Genomic DNA, 16228 nt, shown 5'->3' with positions numbered 1-16228 from the left:
CACCCGTACCCGGAGTTACCCGTGGGTACCTGGGTGGTGGGTTTTGACGTCCGCTTTGCCATTTACCGGAAGATGCGTGGCGAAAGGCCTTTATGTCGACCGCTGCAAACTTATGCGTGTCACCTGACAGAAAAAGCTCCGGTGTCGACGCCCGAGGTCACGCGGTCCGGGGGCGGTGTCGTCCGATACGTGCTGATCAAGTGGCCTGCCAAGAAGCTGGACCACCCGGTGGGGCACTGCGGTATGGTCTGCCGACCGTTGGCTTGGTATGGCAGATCGAGGAGCGTGCACGTGTTCAACCGGAACCGGGGCCTGCGGCAGTTGGCGACAGCCGCGTCCATATCCATGGTCGCCGGATGCGGAGTCTTCTCCTCCGGCTCCTCCAACGAGGGGAAGCCGATCGTCGTGGGGACGACCAGTGAGCCCAGCACACTGGATCCGGCCGCTTCCTGGGACAACTCCTGGGAGCTCTTCCGCAACGTGCACCAGACGCTGCTCAACTTCGACACCGGCGGGACCGAGCCCAAGCCGGACGCCGCCCAGAGCTGCGAGTTCACCGACAGTTCGAGCACGGTGTACAGCTGCGAGCTGCGCGAGGGCCTGAAGTTCTCCGACGGACACGACCTGGACGCGCAGGCGGTCAAGTACTCCATCGACCGGATCAGGACGATCAACGTCAACGGCGGCCCGGCCGGTCTGCTGACCAGCCTCGACCGGATCGAGGTGAAGGGTGACCGCGGGATCGTCTTCCATCTGAACCAGGCCGACGCGACCTTCCCCTTCGTGCTCTCCACGCCCGCCATGTCGATCGTGGACCCCGAGGAGTACCCCGCGAAGTCCCTCCGCCAGGACGGCAAGGTCAACGGCTCCGGACCGTACACCCTGGAGTCCTACGGCGAGGGCGACAAGGCCGTACTCGTCAGGAACGACCGCTACAAGGGCATCGCGTCCCCCAAGAACGACGCCGTCACCATCCGCTACTTCCAGAAGTCGTCCGAGATGGCCGACGCCCTCCGGGACAAGTCGATCGACGTCGTCTACCGAGGTCTCAGCGCCGACGACATCGTCGACATCGAGGACAACGAGAAGGAGGAGGGACTCCAACTCGTCGAGAACGCCACCACCGAGATCAGTTACCTGGTGTTCAACCCCAAGGACCCGTGGTCCAGCAAGCTCTCGGTCCGCAAGGCGATCGCCCAGCTCGTCGACCGTCCGGCGCTCGCCCACAACGTCTACAAGGACACCGTCGAGCCGCTGTACTCCATGATCCCCAAGGGTCTGGTCGGCCACACCACGGGCTTCTTCGACAACTTCGGCAATCCCAGTTCCTCCAAGGCCCGGCAGATCCTCCTGGAGGACGGCGTCACGGAGCGGGTCCCGCTCACCCTCTGGTACACGAGCGACCGCTACGGCTCCCAGACCAAGCCGGCCTTCGAGGAACTGAAGCGACAGCTGGAGGATTCCGGCCTGTTCACCGTCACGCTCGAGAGCCGTCCCTGGAAGACCTACGTGGACGGCTACCAGAAGGGCGAGTACCCGGTGTTCGGGCGCGGCTGGTTCCCCGACTTCCCCGACGCCGACAACTTCATCGCCCCCTTCGTGGGTGAGCAGAACGCGCTCGGTACGCCCTACAAATCCCCCGAGATCACCGGCGTACTGCTGCCCGAGTCACGCCGTGAGAGCGACCGCGGGGCCGTGGGCGATCAGTTCAAGGCGGCCCAGCAGATCTTCCTGGACGACGCCCGGCTGCTGCCGCTGTGGCAGGGCAAGCAGCATGTGGCGGCGAGCGAGGAGATCGGCGGCGCCGAGGTGTCCATCGACCCGGCGACGATGATGGTGATGTGGCAGCTCTACTGGAAGACCAGCTGGTAGCGGAGCCCGTGGCAGGAGCACGGCCGGTGCCCGCGCCCGTGGGCGGTGACCCGTTGTCAGTGGGCGCCGGTAGGTTCTTCGATGAGTGGAACACACCGCACATCGGAGGAAGTTCACGTGACCGACATCGCCATGCTGCCCGAGTCCTGGCGCGGCGTCCTGGGTGACGAGCTGCAGCAGCCCTACTTCAAGGAGCTGACCGAGTTCGTCGAGGAGGAGCGGGCGAAGGGTCCTGTCTATCCTCCGCGCGACGAGGTGTTCGCCGCGCTCGCCGCGACGCCGTACGACAAGGTGAAGGTCCTGATCCTCGGTCAGGACCCCTACCACGGCGAGGGTCAGGGCCACGGCCTGTGCTTCTCGGTCCGCCCCGGCGTGAAGACCCCGCCCTCGCTCCGCAACATCTACAAGGAGATGAAGGAGGAGCTGGGCACGCCCGTTCCCGACAACGGCTATCTGATGCCGTGGGCCGAGCAGGGCGTACTGCTGCTCAACGCGGTGCTCACGGTCCGTTCCGGCGAGGCCAACTCGCACAAGGGGAAGGGCTGGGAGAGGTTCACGGACGCGGTGATCCGGGCCGTGGCCGACCGTCCCGACCCGGCGGTGTTCGTCCTGTGGGGCAACTACGCGCAGAAGAAGCTGCCCCTGATCGACGAGGAGCGGCACGTGGTGGTGAAGGGGGCACACCCGTCGCCGCTGTCGGCGAAGAAGTTCTTCGGTTCGCGCCCGTTCACCCAGATCAACGAGGCGGTCGCCGGTCAGGGTCACGAGCCGATCGACTGGACGATTCCCGACCTGGGCTGAACCCGGAGCGGTGAGCCGTGTCGCCGGGTCGGTGCCGCACCGGCCCGCCTGACCGTGATTGTCAGTGCCTGGAGCTAGCGTCGGGAAGGACAACGGCACAGCCGACGTGGGTGGAGGGTGCGGTGACGGAGCGGCAGGAACAGGTGGCACCGGATGCCATGATGACCAGGATCGGACAGGCCGTCATGTTGCATCACGGCGGTGACCGCGAGGAGGCCCGGGGGCGTCTCCTGGGGCTGTGGGCGGAGATCGGCGCGGCCGGCGACCCCTTGCACCGCTGCACACTGGCGCACTACATGGCCGACACGCAGGACGACCCCTCGGACGAACTGGCGTGGGATCTCCGGGCGTTGTCGGCGGCGCAGGAGCTGTCGGACGAAAGGGTCGCGGAGGTCGTCCAGCACGAGGGGGCCCTCGCGGTGCGCGCCCTGTACCCGTCGCTGCATCTGAACCTGGCCGCCGACTACGTGAAGCTGGACCGCCCCGACGCCGCCCGGACCCACATCCGCCGCGCCCGGGGCTCGGCCGACGCCCTGGGCGACGACGACTACGGCGACGGCGTCAGGGCGGCCATCGGTCGGCTGGAGCTGCGGCTGGGGGAGGGGGACTCCGCCGGGGGAGACTCCTCCGGCGGGCCGGAAGGGGATTCCTGGGAGCCGCCGAGACAGCGGCCCTGAGGGGGCTGAGGAATCTCTGAGGGGCGGCGGCCGGCTCCGGGAAGCGTCTGCCCGTCCAGGAGTCCCTCCCGGACCGCTCGACTGATCTCCCGGACCGACCCCCGCGAGCTCAACGCCCGTACGCCTCCTTGCAGATGACCGTCTGGGGACTGTCCTTGCCCCAGCCGCCGTACTTCCTGCCAAGGGCGCACACGTCCGTGTTCTCGCGCACCGGGCGGGACACCTCGGGGAGTTCGACACGGGGCTGGGTGTGGCGGCGCTGCGGCTTCGGCGGGCGCTTCTTCGGCTTGGTCCGGCGGGGCGGAGGCGGTGCGGCGGCCGGTGGGGGCGCGGGCGCCGCTGCGGCCGGGCGGTGCGGCTCGCCCACGGCCCGCGGTGTCCGCGGGGCCTGAGGTGGCTCGCGGTCGGGACCGATGAGCTCCAGCGCCTCCCGCGCAGGGGCCTGCACGATCTGGGGTTCGGCCCGGCCGTCCGGACGGGGCACCGACGGCTGGGACGGCGCCGGGAGCGGGCCGGGAGCGGTCGGGTGCTGGATCGTGACGCAGCCGGAGAGGGCCGTGACAGCCACAGTTACCAGGAGCGTTGCGGTGGTCGTCGTTCGATGCACCCGCGCAACTCTGCTGTGTCCGGCCCGTTTCGGAACCGTGGACGACCGGAGTATGCCCCACACGGGTGATCTCCGGCCCCTTACGGAGGGGGCGAGGGGGTCCCGGCTGACGGGTGGGGGCCTGTCCGGTGCGTGCCCCTTCGCCGCCTCGCCTCAGTCGCCGGTCGTTCCGTCGACCCGTTCGCGGAGCAGATCGGCGTGGCCGTTGTGGCGGGCGTACTCCTCGATCATGTGCGTGTAGATCCAGCGCAGGTTGAACGGTTCGTCACCGCGCCTGTTCATGCCCTTCGAGAGGTCGTCGAGACCGAAGCCGGAAGCATTCCTCCGAGCGATCCCGATCTCGGCCTGCCAGGTGCCGTACGCCTCCTCCCAGGTGTCCGCCTCGGTCAGGTGGAACTCGCCGTCCCGGTCCTCCTCGCTGTAGTAGATCGGGCCCGCGTCCTCTGCCACCAGGACCCGGCGGAACCAGCTGCGCTCGACCTCCGCCATGTGTCGCACCAGGCCCATGAGGGAGAGTTCGGAGGGTTCGACCGAGGCGGTCCTGAGCTGGCTGTCGGTCAGGCCCTCGCACTTCCACGGCAGGGTCTGCCGGTGGTAGTCCAGCCAGCCCTCCAGCATCGTGCGTTCGTCGGCGTTCTGGGCGGGCTCACTGCGCGGGGCCTGTGTCGTCATGCAGGCATGATCGCTCACCGGGACCGCCCCCACCATGTGTTTTCCGCCGGGCTCGGCCGGCCTGCGAAGCCTCCGGCCGCCGTATGCTTCCGGGATGACCCCGGCAGGCAACCACTGAAGGAGACCCCGTGAAGGTCGGCTGCATCGGACTCGGTGACATCGCGCGGAAGGCGTATCTGCCGGTGCTGGGCGCGCGGCCCGAGGTCGAACTGCATCTGCACACACGGACACCCTCGACACTCACCCAGGTCGCCGACGGCCTGCGGCTGCCGGCCGGGCAGCGGCACGCCGGCCTCGACGAGCTGATCGCCCAGGGCCTCGACGCGGCGTTCGTGCACGCGCCCACCGCCGTGCATCCGGAGATCGTGACCAGGCTGCTGGAGGCGGGCGTACCGACGTACGTCGACAAGCCGCTCGCGTACGAACTCGCCGAGTCGGAGCGGCTGGTGAGGCTGGCGGAGGAGCGCGGTGTCTCGCTCGCCGTCGGGTTCAACCGGCGCTTCGCACCCGGGTACACCCAGTGCGCCGACCACCCGCGCGAGCTGATCCTGATGCAGAAGAACCGCATCGGACTGCCCGAGGAACCCCGCGCGATGATCCTCGACGACTTCATCCATGTCGTGGACACACTGCGGTTCCTGGTGCCGGGCCCGATCGACGACGTGACCGTGCGCGCCCGCACCGAGGACGGCCTGCTGCACCACGTGGTGCTCCAGCTCGCCGGGGACGGCTTCACCGCGCTCGGCGTGATGAACCGGCTCAGCGGCTCGGCCGAGGAGATCCTCGAAGTGTCCGGGCAGGACACCAAGCGTCAGGTGATCAACCTCGCCGAGGTGATCGACCACAAGGGACAGCCGACCGTACGGCGGCGCGGCGACTGGGTGCCGGTGGCGCGGCAGCGCGGAATCGAACAGGCGGTGCTCGCCTTCCTCGACGCCGTGCGCACGGGCAAGGTGCTCAGCGCCCGGGACGCACTGGCGACTCACGAGCTGTGCGAACGGGTGGTACGAGCGGTGGGGGAGCGGATCGGCGCCGCCTGAACAGGCCCAGGCCCTCGACGGTACCCAGGACGACGATGACGAGGACGGCCGCGTGCACCGGCCAGTCACCGAAGCGGACGTACGGCGTGACACCCCGGGCCAGCGGTACGTCGTACACCGCCGAGGTACTCGCGTCCGTGCCGAGCCAGGAGCCGACGCGCTCGCCGCTCGGGCCGTAGACGGCGGAGACACCGGTCAGCGTGGCGTGGACCATGGGCCGGCCGGTCTCGGCGGCGCGCAGGGCCGCGATCGACGCGTGCTGCTCGGGGGCCCAGCTGTGCTGGAACGACGAGGTCGAGGACTGTGCGACGAGCAACTCGGCGCCGTCCTGGGCGAGATGGCGGCTCATGTCCGGGAACGCGGACTCGAAGCAGACCATCGGTCCGATACGCAGCCCGTGCCCGACGTTCATCACCACCTGCTCGGTGCCGCGTTTGCGGTCCTCGCCCGCAGCCTTGCCGACGGAGGTGGCCCAGCCCAGCAGCGAACGCGCTGGAACGTACTCGCCGAAGGGCACGAGCCGCATCTTGTCGTACCGGTCACCGGTGGGGCCGTCCGGACCGACGAGCACCGAACTCTTGTAGATGCCGGGCCGGTCGGAACGTCTGGCGTCCACGTTGACGAGGATGTCGGTCCCGGTCGTACGCGAGAGCGACGCGAGCCGTTTCGCCAGGTCGGGACGGTCGGCGAGGTCGTAGCCGACGCTGCTCTCGCCCCAGACGACCAGATCGACGTCCTGGCCGGCCAGCCGGCGAGTGAGCGACTCCTCCAGCGCGAACCGTTTTCCGGCGCTGTCCGCCCCGTCGACGATGCCCGGTTGCACGACGGCGATCCGCACCCGGCCGTCCGCCTCCGGACGCGGTGACCACACCCAGGCCGCCGAGGTCACGGCTGCGGTGGCGAGGAGCCCGGCCACGGCCGGAACCCGGGACGCGCGCACCGCGATCAGCACGGCGACCGCCACGTTCACGGTCACCACCAGGAAGCTGAGCAGCCACACCCCGCCGACCGAGGCCAGCCGCAGTGCGGGCGCCACCTGCCACTGGCTGGATCCGATCATGCCCCAGGGCCCGCCCAGCCCCTGCCACGAGCGGACCAGCTCGACCATGAGCCACGCCGACGGCAGCACGACGAGCCCGGCGGCGATCCGCCCGGCCGACGCGCCGGCCGCCAGGAACCGGCGTACGAGCAGACCCCAGGGTGCCCACAGCGAGCCCAGCAGTGCCGCGAGGACGAAGATGAACACATGCAGGCTCGGCAGCAGCCAGTGATGCACCGCCACCATGAACCCGAGGCCGCCGAACCAGCCGTCGTACGCCGCGCGTCCAGCGGTCGGCGCGGACCGGACGAGCAGGATCCACGGCACGAGCGCGACGTACGCGAACCACCACAGGGCCGGCGCCGGGAAGGCGAACATCGGCAGGGCACCGGCAAGCGCGGCGACGACGGAACGCCGCCACGGGGAGGCGAGCCAGTGGCCGGGCAGTTTCATACGGCGCCTCCTACCGGTCGGTTCCAAAGGATCACCGGGTCAACTACCCAGTCGGTCACCCCTTACGTGTCTCCAGTGTGCGCGGTGCGGACGATCTCGGACCAGCAGGACTCCGGCCAGGAGCGGCGGATTCCTCATACGGCGTACGGCGGCTGGTCCGGGCGCCGGGGGGAGCGGTCAGTCGCCGGCCGATCTGGTGACCACGGGTTCGGTGGCCGGCTCGGTGACCGGTTCCTTGTACGGCGTCGGCATGCGGCGCCACTTCTCCTGCACGACCACTTCGCGCAACCGCCAGCCGTCCACCGTACGGATCACCTCGAAGGCGTAACGGCCACCGCACACGAAGTCGGGAGCGGTGGCTCCAGCTCCGCCTCCACCGTCCCGGTCCGCGAGTCGCATGGGATTGACGTAGTCAGCCTGGACGCGGGCCGTGTCGCCGGTGTCCTGCTCCAGGATGCCGAAGCCGACCCGGCGGTTGACGATCAGATGCTGCCGCATCGGAAACAGTTCCATGCTCTGCCTGAGCCACCCGGCGACCTGCCGGGCGTCCCCCTCGATGCCGCCGGCCGAACGGTAGTCCGCCCGTCCGTCCGGCGCGAACAGTTCCACGTACGTCTCCCAGTCGCCGTCGTCCACGGCCACCGCGTACGCGGTGACGAGTCCGTCGAGGGAGAGCCGGTCCATCACGGTCGCGAGCTCCACACGCTGCGTCATCGGCTCAGTGTTGGGCACGGGGCGTGCGCAGCCAAGGGAGGCGCGGATATTCGGTGGCCGATGGGCTCGTCCAGCCCCGAAGCTGATCGCGTGAACGATCAGACAATCGGCCTTTCCGGCCTCCCGCATCCCCAGGAACCCAAGTTCCGCGTACGCGCCCGGTACACGGCGTCCACGGTGACGGTCTATCAGGCCTACCGCCCGGAGATCGGACTCCCGGCGGCCAGGGAGGGCCGCTTTCCGGGGGAGTGGAAGCGGGACCGGATGACATGGATCAAGCCGAGCTTTCTGTGGATGATGTACCGCTGCGGGTGGGGCCTGAAGGAGGGGCAGGAGACCGTGCTGGCCGTCGAGATCAGCTCGGAGGGCTTCGAGTGGGCGCTGCGGCACGCGTGTCTGTCGCACTATGTGCCCGAGGCGCACGGCGACCGGTCCGACTGGAAGCGGCAGTTGAAGCGGACGCCCGCGCGCGTCCAGTGGGATCCGGAACGCGACCTGTACCTCAACGCCCTGCCCCACCGGTCCCTCCAGTTGGGGCTCGCGGGCGAGGCGACCGTCCGGTACGCCGACGAGTGGATCGTTGGCATCGAGGACGTGACACCGCTGGCCCACGAGATCCACGCCCACGTACGCGCCGGTGAACTGGACGAGGCGAGCGCACTGTTGCCGCGGGAGCGGCCGTATCCGATGGCGGCGGACGCGCTGGCGCATCTGCTGCGGTAGGTCACCTGGAGGCGTGGACGCGACGACGACGGCCGGATCAAGACCGACTACGTGTTCCCGGGGACCTGAACCGCACCGGTGAAGGTCATTGGCCCGGCGGCTGTCAGGAGAGCCTCGGCCGTCGCCGCGTCGGCGGGCAGGAAGGCCTCCAGCTTCAACTCGGCAAGTGTGACGTCAACGGCGGTGGCGAAGGTCGTCACAGTCGTCATCAGGTGCAGTTCCCCGTAGGAGGACCGCAGACGGAGCGGAACCGCGAAACCGAGTTGCCCGGCAGACGGCTCCAACTCGGGTACGTACCGGGTGAGTTCGGCGCGCAACTCGTCCAAGTGGCCGAGGCGTGCCAGGATGTGGCGCGCCCATTCGGCGAGGTTGCGGATACGGGGAGCCATGCCGTCGGGATGCAGCGCAAGGCGGTAGACGTTCGTGCCCGGGCCTACGAGTTCAGCGGCCGCACCCTCGGTGATGAGGTCGAATGCGGTGTTCGCGGCGATCAGGTCACCGGCTCGGTCCACGACCAGCGCGGGGTACGGCAGATGCCCGCGCAGAATGTGATGGATCGCGGTACGTACGGGAGCCAGCACCGGGTCGTCCAGTGAACTCTCTGGGTAGGCCGGCGCGTACCCGGCGGCCAGCAGCAGTTCGTTGCGCTCCCGAAGCGGAAGCTCCAGCGACTCGGCCAGGCGCACGACCATGTTCCGGCCGGGGACGGACCTGCCGGATTCGATGAAGCTGAGATGTCGCTGAGTGGTGCCCGCCCGCAGCGCCAGGTCGAGCTGGCTGAACTGACTGCGGGTACGACGTTCGCGAAGCGCACGAGGGAAGTCCACGGGCCTGTTCTAACGGCCAGGGCGGGTACCACGCCATTCCCCGCAGGGAATTGTCGCCGCCCGAACCGGCCGCGAACATCGGCGGCATGAACATCGGTGTACTGCTTCCGACCGGAACCGCCCAGTGGGGCGCGGCCGACGACCCTCGCGAGCTGGTCGCCCTCGGACGCCAGGCCGAACGCCTGGGCTTCTCCTCCCTCTTCGTCAACGACTCCCTGATCAGCCCGCGCATCGAAGCCCTCACGATGCTGGCGGCGCTCGCCCCGGCGACCGAGACCGTGACGCTGGGGACGGCCGCGCTGATGCCGTTCCTGCGCCGTCCGATTCAGGCCGCGCAATCACTGGCGTCGATCGACCTGCTGTCCGGTGGCCGGCTCGCCGTGACTGTCGGAGCCGGCTTCCCCGGTCGCTTCGGACGGCCCCTCTACACGCTGTCCGAGGTGCCGTGGGAAAGACGCTTCGCCCGCCTGGACGAAACCGTCGCGCTGTGGCGGGCCCTGTGGGACGGCGCCGACTCCTTCCACGGCGAGATCCTTTATTTCGATGACATCTCGCCCACGATCAGCCCGTCCCGAGCCGGCGGCCCGCCTGTCTGGCTCGCCGGCGCGACCCCCGCAGCATTGGCCCGCACGGGTCGGATGTACGACGGGTGGCTGCCCTATCCCCCCGACCCCGCGGACTACACGTCAGGCCTCCGCGATGTCCGCGCAGCGGCGACCGCGGCCGGACGTGCGGCCGGGGACATCACCCCCGCACTATTCGTGTCGGTACGGATCGACGACGACATCGACAGCGGCCGTCGGGCACTGGATCACTACGCGCGGGCTGTGTACGGCATGCCACTTGAGGAGCTGGAGAAGATACAGGCGGTGGTCACCGGCTCCGCCGACCAAGTGCTCGAGAGCCTTGGACAGTACGTCGCCGCCGGCGCTCGCCACGTTGTCGCGCGCCTCGGCGCCCTGGACCTGGACTCCCAGCGCGACCAGCTCGAACGGATCGCGGACCTGATCCCCGCCGTACAGGCGGCAGCGGATCGCGTCCCCGCCTCAGAAGGCTCCTGGGCGGACAAAGGCTGACTACTCCCCATCGACAGTCCGGTAGCCAGGAGGGCAGCCGCGGCCAGCCCGGCCTGCACGGTGGTCACTGTCCCGCACCTCGAAAAAGGTCTGTGAGCTCGCCTTGTCATGGATCATCAAGCCGCGTTCACTCCACCCTGAACACCGCGCTGCGGAGCGTGTGTTGGGGGCGCCCACTGAGCAGGAGTAGGGGTCCGGAGCTTGATTGACGTCCTCAGCCGAACGCTACGACCAGGCGGACGCCGTCGTCACCGAAGCGGCCGGCCAGGGCCTTCATCACGGCGAAGACGTGCGGCCAGTGTGTCGTCGGTCCCAGGACACTGTTGACGGTCAGTGGTTCGTAGGCGCAGACCAAGTCGCGGGTGGCCCAATCGATGCGTTCTGAAGCGCTGTGCGGGTCGGTGGGCGGTAGGCCCACGGTGGACAAAACTTCCTCCGGCCATGGTCGAGATACGAACTGATGCCGTCGTCGACGATGGCTCTGCATGCCCGTGACCGGATCGACCCTGCCACCGCCGAACTCATCGATCGCGGCTACCGCCCGGAGAAAGGGAATCGGTGGCGTCCGGCCGATGACTTCCCCCTCCCGGTGGCCGTCCTTCGGCGCTTGGCCACCGATCCCGACCCGAGGATGCGGCAGCTGGCCCCGCGCGACCCCAACCTGCCGATGGAACTCGTCCGTCGCCTGGCCGCCGATCCCGATGAAAGCGTGCGCCGCGCGATCGTGACCCATTCCCGGCTTCCGACCCACGACCTCACGGAGCTGCTGGCCGACTCATCGGAGTCGGTCGCTGCCGCAGCAGCTGCCAATCCCAATCTGCCACTCCGACACATGCACCAGCTTCTCACCCTGGCAGGCCTGTGACACAAGCGCACCATACGGCCGATGGACCACGCCAAAGATCGCCGATAGGCAGGGCTGGGTGCTGTCAGAGGGGTGTCTGGTGCGGGACGCTTTCTCGCTCGGCTGCGCATGATCGCTCAGCCCAGCGGCCGACCGACCACTCGCCCGGTCGGCATGCCCCCGTGCGGGCTGTTGACCACCAAGGGAACTGATCCTTCGGCGAGGTAGTCGTGCCCGGGGAAGTAATCGATGTGGAGGTGGCCGCCGTCCTCGGCAGTAGCCATGCTCTGCAGGTTCTCCGCGAGTGCTTCCCTGCTTGCCGAGTCACCGCTGATCACCAGGATCCGGCGCTCGGCATCCTGGTGGATGAAGGCACCGGGGCCGGAAGTCCTGTTGATCCTGATCCCGGTCAGAGTGTCGCTGCCTGGTGAAGACGTGGCACTGACCACTCCCTCGCCGAGCGCTACGGCGTTCGCCAGCCGCATCAGTTCCTCTGCCGACGCGGAGACGTCCACTTCGCCGGATCCGGGGTCGGGGACCAGTCTCATGGGCGTCGCTCCTTCGAAATCGGGCTCCTGAGGTGTCTGCCGGCCAAGACGGTCCGACATGTGCCGAGGCCCGCAACGACGACCCGACCCGCGCAGCAGCGGAACCGTAAACCGATCTACTCCACCTCGATGCCGAAATCCTGCACCAGCTCCTCCAGGCCGCCCGTGTAGCCCTTGCCGCCCAGGACGAAGTCCCAGTCTCCGGTGGACCTTCGGCGGAAGGAACCGAGTACCAGGGCGGTTTCGCGTGGCCGGCCGTCGGAGACCTCAAGCTGACCCAGCTCGTTCAGCCCCGGGTCGAGCAGGCGGATGCAGGCGTCCGTGAAACCGGAGAGGTCGGCGTCCGGGTTGACCTCCGGGTCGATGGCCGCGACGAGCACGAACCGGTCGGCCTCCTCGGGCAATCCGTCGAAGGAGACGCAGATCGCGGCCTTGTCGGGTGCGGCGGCCGGGAGAGCACGCACCGAGCCGTCAGGCGTCTGAGTGTTGTTGAAGAAGACGAAGTGCTCGTCACTGAGAACGCGGTTGCCACGGCAGACGAGAGCACACACGTCCAGGGCGACGTTTCCGGTCCACGACATGCCCAGCACGTTGTAGTCGTCCGGGAGTCGAGGAGCCGGCACCGAGGGCGTCGGCTGGGCCGGGACCTGCCGGCCGCCCTCACCGAGCCGCCCACGCAGTCCATGACGGTGGAGCAGGTCCACGAGTTCGGGGCCCGAGACGAGTTCCAGCGGCTTGCCGTTGGCGAAGGTGTGTGATCCGGGGCCGAACCCCGAAGTCGTCACGAGAACACCCTTGTTGGCACCGGCGTCCTGCACTGTTCCGTACAGGTCGCGTACAGCGGTGGGCGGGACCGTGTTGCGATAACGCTTCACCTGCACGACGATTTTGCCGCCGCGGATGGGCGTCGGATCCAGTGCGTCGACGTCCACACCGCCGTCGTTGGAACGCTGGGTGGTCACCGCCTGCATTCCCATGGCCCGGAAGAGACCGGCGACGAGATCCTCGAAGACGATCGGGTCCATGGTGAACAGATCCGGGTCCTCGTCGCTGCCGTGGGCGACAACTCGGTTCCCGACATCCTGCGGCCGCCTGCTCGGCCGAACTGCCACGAGTTGGTCCGGTCGAGCCGAGAGCTGTCCGCGGAGTGCGTCAGCCAGGCAGCTGATCGCGTCGACCTGCGCCAGGTGAAGATCGCGGAACGAGGAGCGCGAGGCCATGACCGTCGCGAGGAAGATCTGGCCGGGTCGGCCCGTCGTGGGGTCGTGTCCGTCGACGAACCCGTTCAATGCCACTGACTCGAGCGCACCCAGCTCATCCGCGCCGAACAACTCGTGCAGAACGAGCAGCATGCACTGGGCCAGAACCTCGCTGTACAGAGCACGGCGCTGACCAACTGGGCGAGGGGTCTCCTTGTCCTGGTCGACGCTGGACATGTAGCGAACGGCCTTGGTCTCAGGCACGATGCTGTACGCAGGCAACTCCCAGTCGAGCACCAGTTGCCGTGCGGCCGGGTCGTAGGCGGCTGCCACCTGACGTGGGAAGCCTTCCGGCCACGCCGACGAGGCGTAGAGGGCGGCGGAGAAGTACTCGATCACGGAATCGGGATCCTGGCGCCTCACACCGTCGCTTATCGCGCCGATGCCGGCGTTGTGCCGCCGCACATCGGCGAGTTGGACGTCGACCGACTGCTGGTACTCCCGCTGATACGACGCCAGTTGTCGCTGCCGCTGAGCCTCCGCGGCCTGGGCGGCCTGCCAGTCACGGTCGAAGCGCGCTCGTGCTTCGGCCTGCGCCTGGGCCCTGCGACTCGCGGTCCAGCCGCTCTGCGTCTGGTAGTGACTGAAATCCGGCATGGGTACGGGCTGCGCCAACGACCCTGGAGCGAAGGGCTGAACATCCTCGGCTCGCATGAGAGAGACAGCCCTGAAGGCCGGAGCCCGGCAACCCGAGGCGAGCAGACCCTGCAACGACGCGACCTGCGCGTCCAGTTCCCCGGTGCGGCGCAGAGCCTCTGCCTGTCGGTATTCGCGGTGACCCTGAGCGGCTCGCCGCTGGTAGGCCCGCGTTTCCTGTTCGTGCTGTCTCCGACGGCGGGCTTCGGCTTCCAGCTGCCGCTGTTGCTGCCGCTGCATCTCGGCCCAGACGCCGACGGAACCAGTAGAGCGACGACTCATGTGCTGCAGGCCCTCCCCAGGACGGGGGCAGCCGAAAGGTGCTTTGGTTGTCCCCGCAACCAGTTGTAACCAGACGACTCTACCCAGCAATCACCGTCTCGCATATCCACTCGTCAAAGGGAGCCTGTTCAGGTCATCGCGGCAGGTCAACGTGACTGGAGGGTAACCAGGTTCGTGCCGGTGAGCAGGGCCCGCACAGCCCTGGTTCAGGCCTGTGCGAGCGGTGCCGCAGGCATGGTGGCGCGCGGCGCGGAGCTCTGTATCGCCGTGACGCGCTCGATGACGAGGCCCAGCAGCACGGCCGCCGCGATCATGAGCGCCTCCGCCGCCACGACGAGGGCGATCGACCCCGGGGCCACCTGGGCCGCCACCACGAGCATCAACGTGTGGGAAACCCAGGCGGCCCACCACAGGTTCACCAGTGTGGTGCCGCGCCTCTGCTCCCATGATCCGGAGCTTGCGCGCCCGATGTCGAGGACGAGCCGGCGCGGGACGAAGAGGTTGACCACCGGTATGAACCACGCACCTATGGTCCAGCCAGGGCTCGGGACCGAGGCCAGGGGGGACAACTGCTGGGCGTTGCGCCGGGACCGGGCGAGCCACACGAGGAACAGCACGATCGCGAGAGTCATCGCATAGAGGAAGACCATGGATGCGAAGGCCGCCTTGTGGTCGGTCGCGCCCGTGTCGTGCAGGTGGAGATCCCGGACCGCAACCGCGCGGAACACGTCCGCCAGGGCGGCCACCCCTGTCGCCGCCTGCGCGGAACGGGCAAGGACCCAGGGAGTTCTGCCGGTGACACTCGTCATCGGCTAGGCCTGTCTCGGAGGCGTGCGTGGCCGCGGCGGACGCTGGGGCGGAGTGATCATAGGGTCATGTGGAAATCGGCGGTACACCGACTTCCGCAAGGGTGTCCCTCACCCGTGGACGTGCCGCCGTCGGCCGCCGACGTTCACGGGCGCGTGCGGAGAGGTGACTGGTCCGTGCGGCCGGGTTGTTGCCGGTGGAGGTGCCGTATCCGCCCGCCGCGGACGTGCCCGCGCACCTGCGACCCTGGGCGACGTCGAAGGTCGGGTGCGGAACGATGCGTACGGAGGTACGTCCATGAGCGGGTCGTCGGTCACGGTGGTCACCGGGGGCAGTCGGGGGATCGGTGCCGCGGTTTGTCTGCGGCTCGCGGCGGACGGTCATGACGTCGCGGTGGGATACGTGCGGGACGGCCGGGCCGCCGAGTCGGTCGCGGCGGGGGTGCGGGAGGCCGGGGGCCGGTGTGTGACCGTTCAGGTGGACACCTCGGTCGAGGCGGAGGTGGACCGGCTGTTCGACACGGTGGAGGAGCGGCTCGGGCCGGTCACGGGGCTGGTGAACAACGCCGGCGTGACCGGGCCGCTGGGCAGACTCGCCGACACCGACCCCGGCGATCTGCGGCGCGTCGTGGAGGTCAACCTGCTGGGGACGCTGCTGTGTTCGCGCCGGGCCGCGCGTTCCATGACGGCGCGCGGAACCGGCGTCATCGTGAACGTGTCCTCAGCGGCGGCCACGCTCGGCGGCCCCGGCGACTACGTGCACTACGCGGCGACCAAGGCGGCGATCGACGCGCTCACCGTGGGCCTGGCTAAGGAACTCGGCCCGGACGGCATCCGCGTCAACGCGGTGGCCCCGGGCATCATCGACACCGAGATGCACGCGACGATGGGCGACCCGGGCCGGGCGGAACGGGCGGCCCCGGCGATTCCGCTCCGTCGGCCGGGGCTGGCCGGGGAAGTCGCGGCTGCCATCGCCTGGTTGATGTCCCCGGAGGCCTCCTACACGACGGGCGCGGTGCTGCGGGTGTCGGGCGGGCGGTGACGCTGCGTGGCAGAAGGAGGGGTGGGGGAGGGGACGTAGGAGATCCGCCGTGCGGGGCGCCGGTGAGCGCCCTGCTCGCTTGCGGGGACCTCGCGGTCAGGCTGCCTCGATGATCTCGCCACGTATCGCCGCGGCCCACTTGACCACCAACAGCTCGTACTCCTCGCGCTCTTGGGCCGAGAGGGTTCCGCCCGCGCGGAGCCAGAGCGCACGGATCTGTTCGTTCAGCACAGCGGCAGACCGCACGGAACCAGGGGCCAGGGAATCGGGGGACATGCGCACCAGCGTAGGGGCAAGGACTGACACTGCG

At 69.0% G+C, this 16228-nt stretch carries 19 protein-coding genes; 9 read left to right on the top strand and 10 right to left on the bottom strand.

Annotated elements, in window-relative coordinates; genetic code table 11:
- Positions 1-291 precede the first annotated feature (291 nt).
- From STRTUCAR8_RS27255 to STRTUCAR8_RS27245, 3 genes are all read left to right on the top strand, one after another.
- Positions 292-1872, top strand: a complete 1581-nt coding sequence (locus tag STRTUCAR8_RS27255; protein ID WP_006378660.1) for an ABC transporter substrate-binding protein — start codon at positions 292-294, stop codon at positions 1870-1872.
- A gap of 117 nt (positions 1873-1989) precedes the next feature.
- A complete protein-coding gene (gene ung / locus STRTUCAR8_RS27250) occupies positions 1990-2673 on the top strand; it encodes a uracil-DNA glycosylase (protein WP_006379296.1) in 684 nt (227 codons plus the stop codon).
- A gap of 122 nt (positions 2674-2795) precedes the next feature.
- Positions 2796-3350, top strand: a complete 555-nt coding sequence (locus STRTUCAR8_RS27245; protein ID WP_006378979.1) for a tetratricopeptide repeat protein — start codon at positions 2796-2798, stop codon at positions 3348-3350.
- A 109-nt stretch (positions 3351-3459) separates the two neighbouring features.
- Here the strand turns inward: STRTUCAR8_RS27245 and STRTUCAR8_RS27240 are convergent, their stop codons facing one another.
- Together STRTUCAR8_RS27240 and STRTUCAR8_RS27235 are read right to left on the bottom strand one after the other, a co-directional pair.
- Positions 3460-3918: a hypothetical protein gene (locus STRTUCAR8_RS27240; protein WP_006378954.1), complete on the bottom strand. Its 459-nt coding sequence runs from the start codon at positions 3916-3918 to the stop codon at positions 3460-3462.
- A 192-nt stretch (positions 3919-4110) separates the two neighbouring features.
- Positions 4111-4629 (bottom strand): DinB family protein, encoded by a 519-nt coding sequence (locus tag STRTUCAR8_RS27235; protein WP_044472969.1) that lies wholly within the window; start codon positions 4627-4629, stop codon positions 4111-4113.
- A 128-nt stretch (positions 4630-4757) separates the two neighbouring features.
- Between STRTUCAR8_RS27235 and STRTUCAR8_RS27230 the strand changes: the two genes are divergently transcribed.
- On the top strand, positions 4758-5669 hold the full coding sequence (locus STRTUCAR8_RS27230) for a Gfo/Idh/MocA family protein (RefSeq protein ID WP_044472877.1): 912 nt from the start codon (positions 4758-4760) through the stop codon (positions 5667-5669).
- Here STRTUCAR8_RS27230 and lnt read toward each other — a convergent pair.
- Positions 5587-7161, bottom strand: coding sequence for an apolipoprotein N-acyltransferase (lnt, locus tag STRTUCAR8_RS27225; protein WP_006378668.1), 1575 nt, complete (start codon positions 7159-7161; stop codon positions 5587-5589). The genes STRTUCAR8_RS27230 and lnt overlap by 83 nt on opposite strands.
- A gap of 177 nt (positions 7162-7338) precedes the next feature.
- Positions 7339-7875: a nuclear transport factor 2 family protein gene (locus STRTUCAR8_RS27220; RefSeq protein ID WP_044472876.1), complete on the bottom strand. Its 537-nt coding sequence runs from the start codon at positions 7873-7875 to the stop codon at positions 7339-7341.
- A 90-nt stretch (positions 7876-7965) separates the two neighbouring features.
- Here STRTUCAR8_RS27220 and STRTUCAR8_RS27215 point away from each other — a divergent pair, with 90 nt between their 5' ends.
- Positions 7966-8598 (top strand): DUF4291 domain-containing protein, encoded by a 633-nt coding sequence (locus STRTUCAR8_RS27215; protein WP_006378942.1) that lies wholly within the window; start codon positions 7966-7968, stop codon positions 8596-8598.
- A 47-nt stretch (positions 8599-8645) separates the two neighbouring features.
- Here STRTUCAR8_RS27215 and STRTUCAR8_RS27210 read toward each other — a convergent pair whose 3' ends face one another.
- Positions 8646-9425: a helix-turn-helix domain-containing protein gene (locus tag STRTUCAR8_RS27210; protein WP_006379074.1), complete on the bottom strand. Its 780-nt coding sequence runs from the start codon at positions 9423-9425 to the stop codon at positions 8646-8648.
- Positions 9426-9511: 86 nt separating this feature from the next.
- On the opposite strand from STRTUCAR8_RS27210, the gene STRTUCAR8_RS27205 reads away from it, so the two are divergent.
- Positions 9512-10501: an LLM class flavin-dependent oxidoreductase gene (locus STRTUCAR8_RS27205; RefSeq protein WP_044472968.1), complete on the top strand. Its 990-nt coding sequence runs from the start codon at positions 9512-9514 to the stop codon at positions 10499-10501.
- 214 nt (positions 10502-10715) lie between these two features.
- Here the strand turns inward: STRTUCAR8_RS27205 and STRTUCAR8_RS27200 are convergent, their stop codons facing one another.
- Positions 10716-10919 carry a hypothetical protein gene (locus STRTUCAR8_RS27200; RefSeq protein ID WP_006379291.1) on the bottom strand — a complete coding sequence of 68 codons (204 nt, stop codon included), beginning with the start codon at positions 10917-10919 and terminating at the stop codon, positions 10716-10718.
- A 42-nt stretch (positions 10920-10961) separates the two neighbouring features.
- On the opposite strand from STRTUCAR8_RS27200, the gene STRTUCAR8_RS27195 reads away from it, so the two are divergent.
- Positions 10962-11366, top strand: coding sequence for a hypothetical protein (locus tag STRTUCAR8_RS27195; protein WP_006378762.1), 405 nt, complete (start codon positions 10962-10964; stop codon positions 11364-11366).
- Between the two features lie 116 nt (positions 11367-11482).
- Here STRTUCAR8_RS27195 and STRTUCAR8_RS27190 read toward each other — a convergent pair whose 3' ends face one another.
- Together STRTUCAR8_RS27190 and STRTUCAR8_RS27185 are read right to left on the bottom strand one after the other, a co-directional pair.
- On the bottom strand, positions 11483-11893 hold the full coding sequence (locus tag STRTUCAR8_RS27190; RefSeq protein ID WP_006379258.1) for an Imm32 family immunity protein: 411 nt from the start codon (positions 11891-11893) through the stop codon (positions 11483-11485).
- Positions 11894-12009: 116 nt separating this feature from the next.
- A complete protein-coding gene (locus STRTUCAR8_RS27185; protein WP_234372673.1) occupies positions 12010-13749 on the bottom strand; it encodes a restriction endonuclease in 1740 nt (579 codons plus the stop codon).
- Here STRTUCAR8_RS27185 and STRTUCAR8_RS54545 point away from each other — a divergent pair.
- A complete protein-coding gene (locus STRTUCAR8_RS54545; protein ID WP_234372672.1) occupies positions 13732-14139 on the top strand; it encodes a hypothetical protein in 408 nt (135 codons plus the stop codon). The genes STRTUCAR8_RS27185 and STRTUCAR8_RS54545 overlap by 18 nt on opposite strands.
- 137 nt (positions 14140-14276) lie before the next feature.
- On the opposite strand, the gene STRTUCAR8_RS27180 is transcribed toward STRTUCAR8_RS54545, so the two are convergent.
- Positions 14277-14879, bottom strand: a complete 603-nt coding sequence (locus STRTUCAR8_RS27180) for a DUF4328 domain-containing protein (RefSeq protein WP_006378947.1) — start codon at positions 14877-14879, stop codon at positions 14277-14279.
- Positions 14880-15174: 295 nt separating this feature from the next.
- Between STRTUCAR8_RS27180 and STRTUCAR8_RS27175 the strand changes: the two genes are divergently transcribed.
- The gene (locus tag STRTUCAR8_RS27175; RefSeq protein WP_006379175.1) at positions 15175-15918 is read left to right on the top strand and encodes an SDR family NAD(P)-dependent oxidoreductase; all 744 of its coding nucleotides are present in this window, start codon (positions 15175-15177) and stop codon (positions 15916-15918) included.
- A gap of 96 nt (positions 15919-16014) precedes the next feature.
- Here STRTUCAR8_RS27175 and STRTUCAR8_RS27170 read toward each other — a convergent pair whose 3' ends face one another.
- Positions 16015-16194 carry a hypothetical protein gene (locus STRTUCAR8_RS27170; protein WP_044472873.1) on the bottom strand — a complete coding sequence of 60 codons (180 nt, stop codon included), beginning with the start codon at positions 16192-16194 and terminating at the stop codon, positions 16015-16017.
- Between the last annotated feature and the right edge of the window lie 34 nt (positions 16195-16228).

The sequence above is a fragment of the Streptomyces turgidiscabies Car8 genome, from assembly GCF_000331005.1.
Taxonomy (GTDB): domain Bacteria; phylum Actinomycetota; class Actinomycetes; order Streptomycetales; family Streptomycetaceae; genus Streptomyces; species Streptomyces turgidiscabies.
Note: the sequence above shows the minus strand (reverse complement) of the source record. Positions and strands in the feature narration are given on the sequence as shown.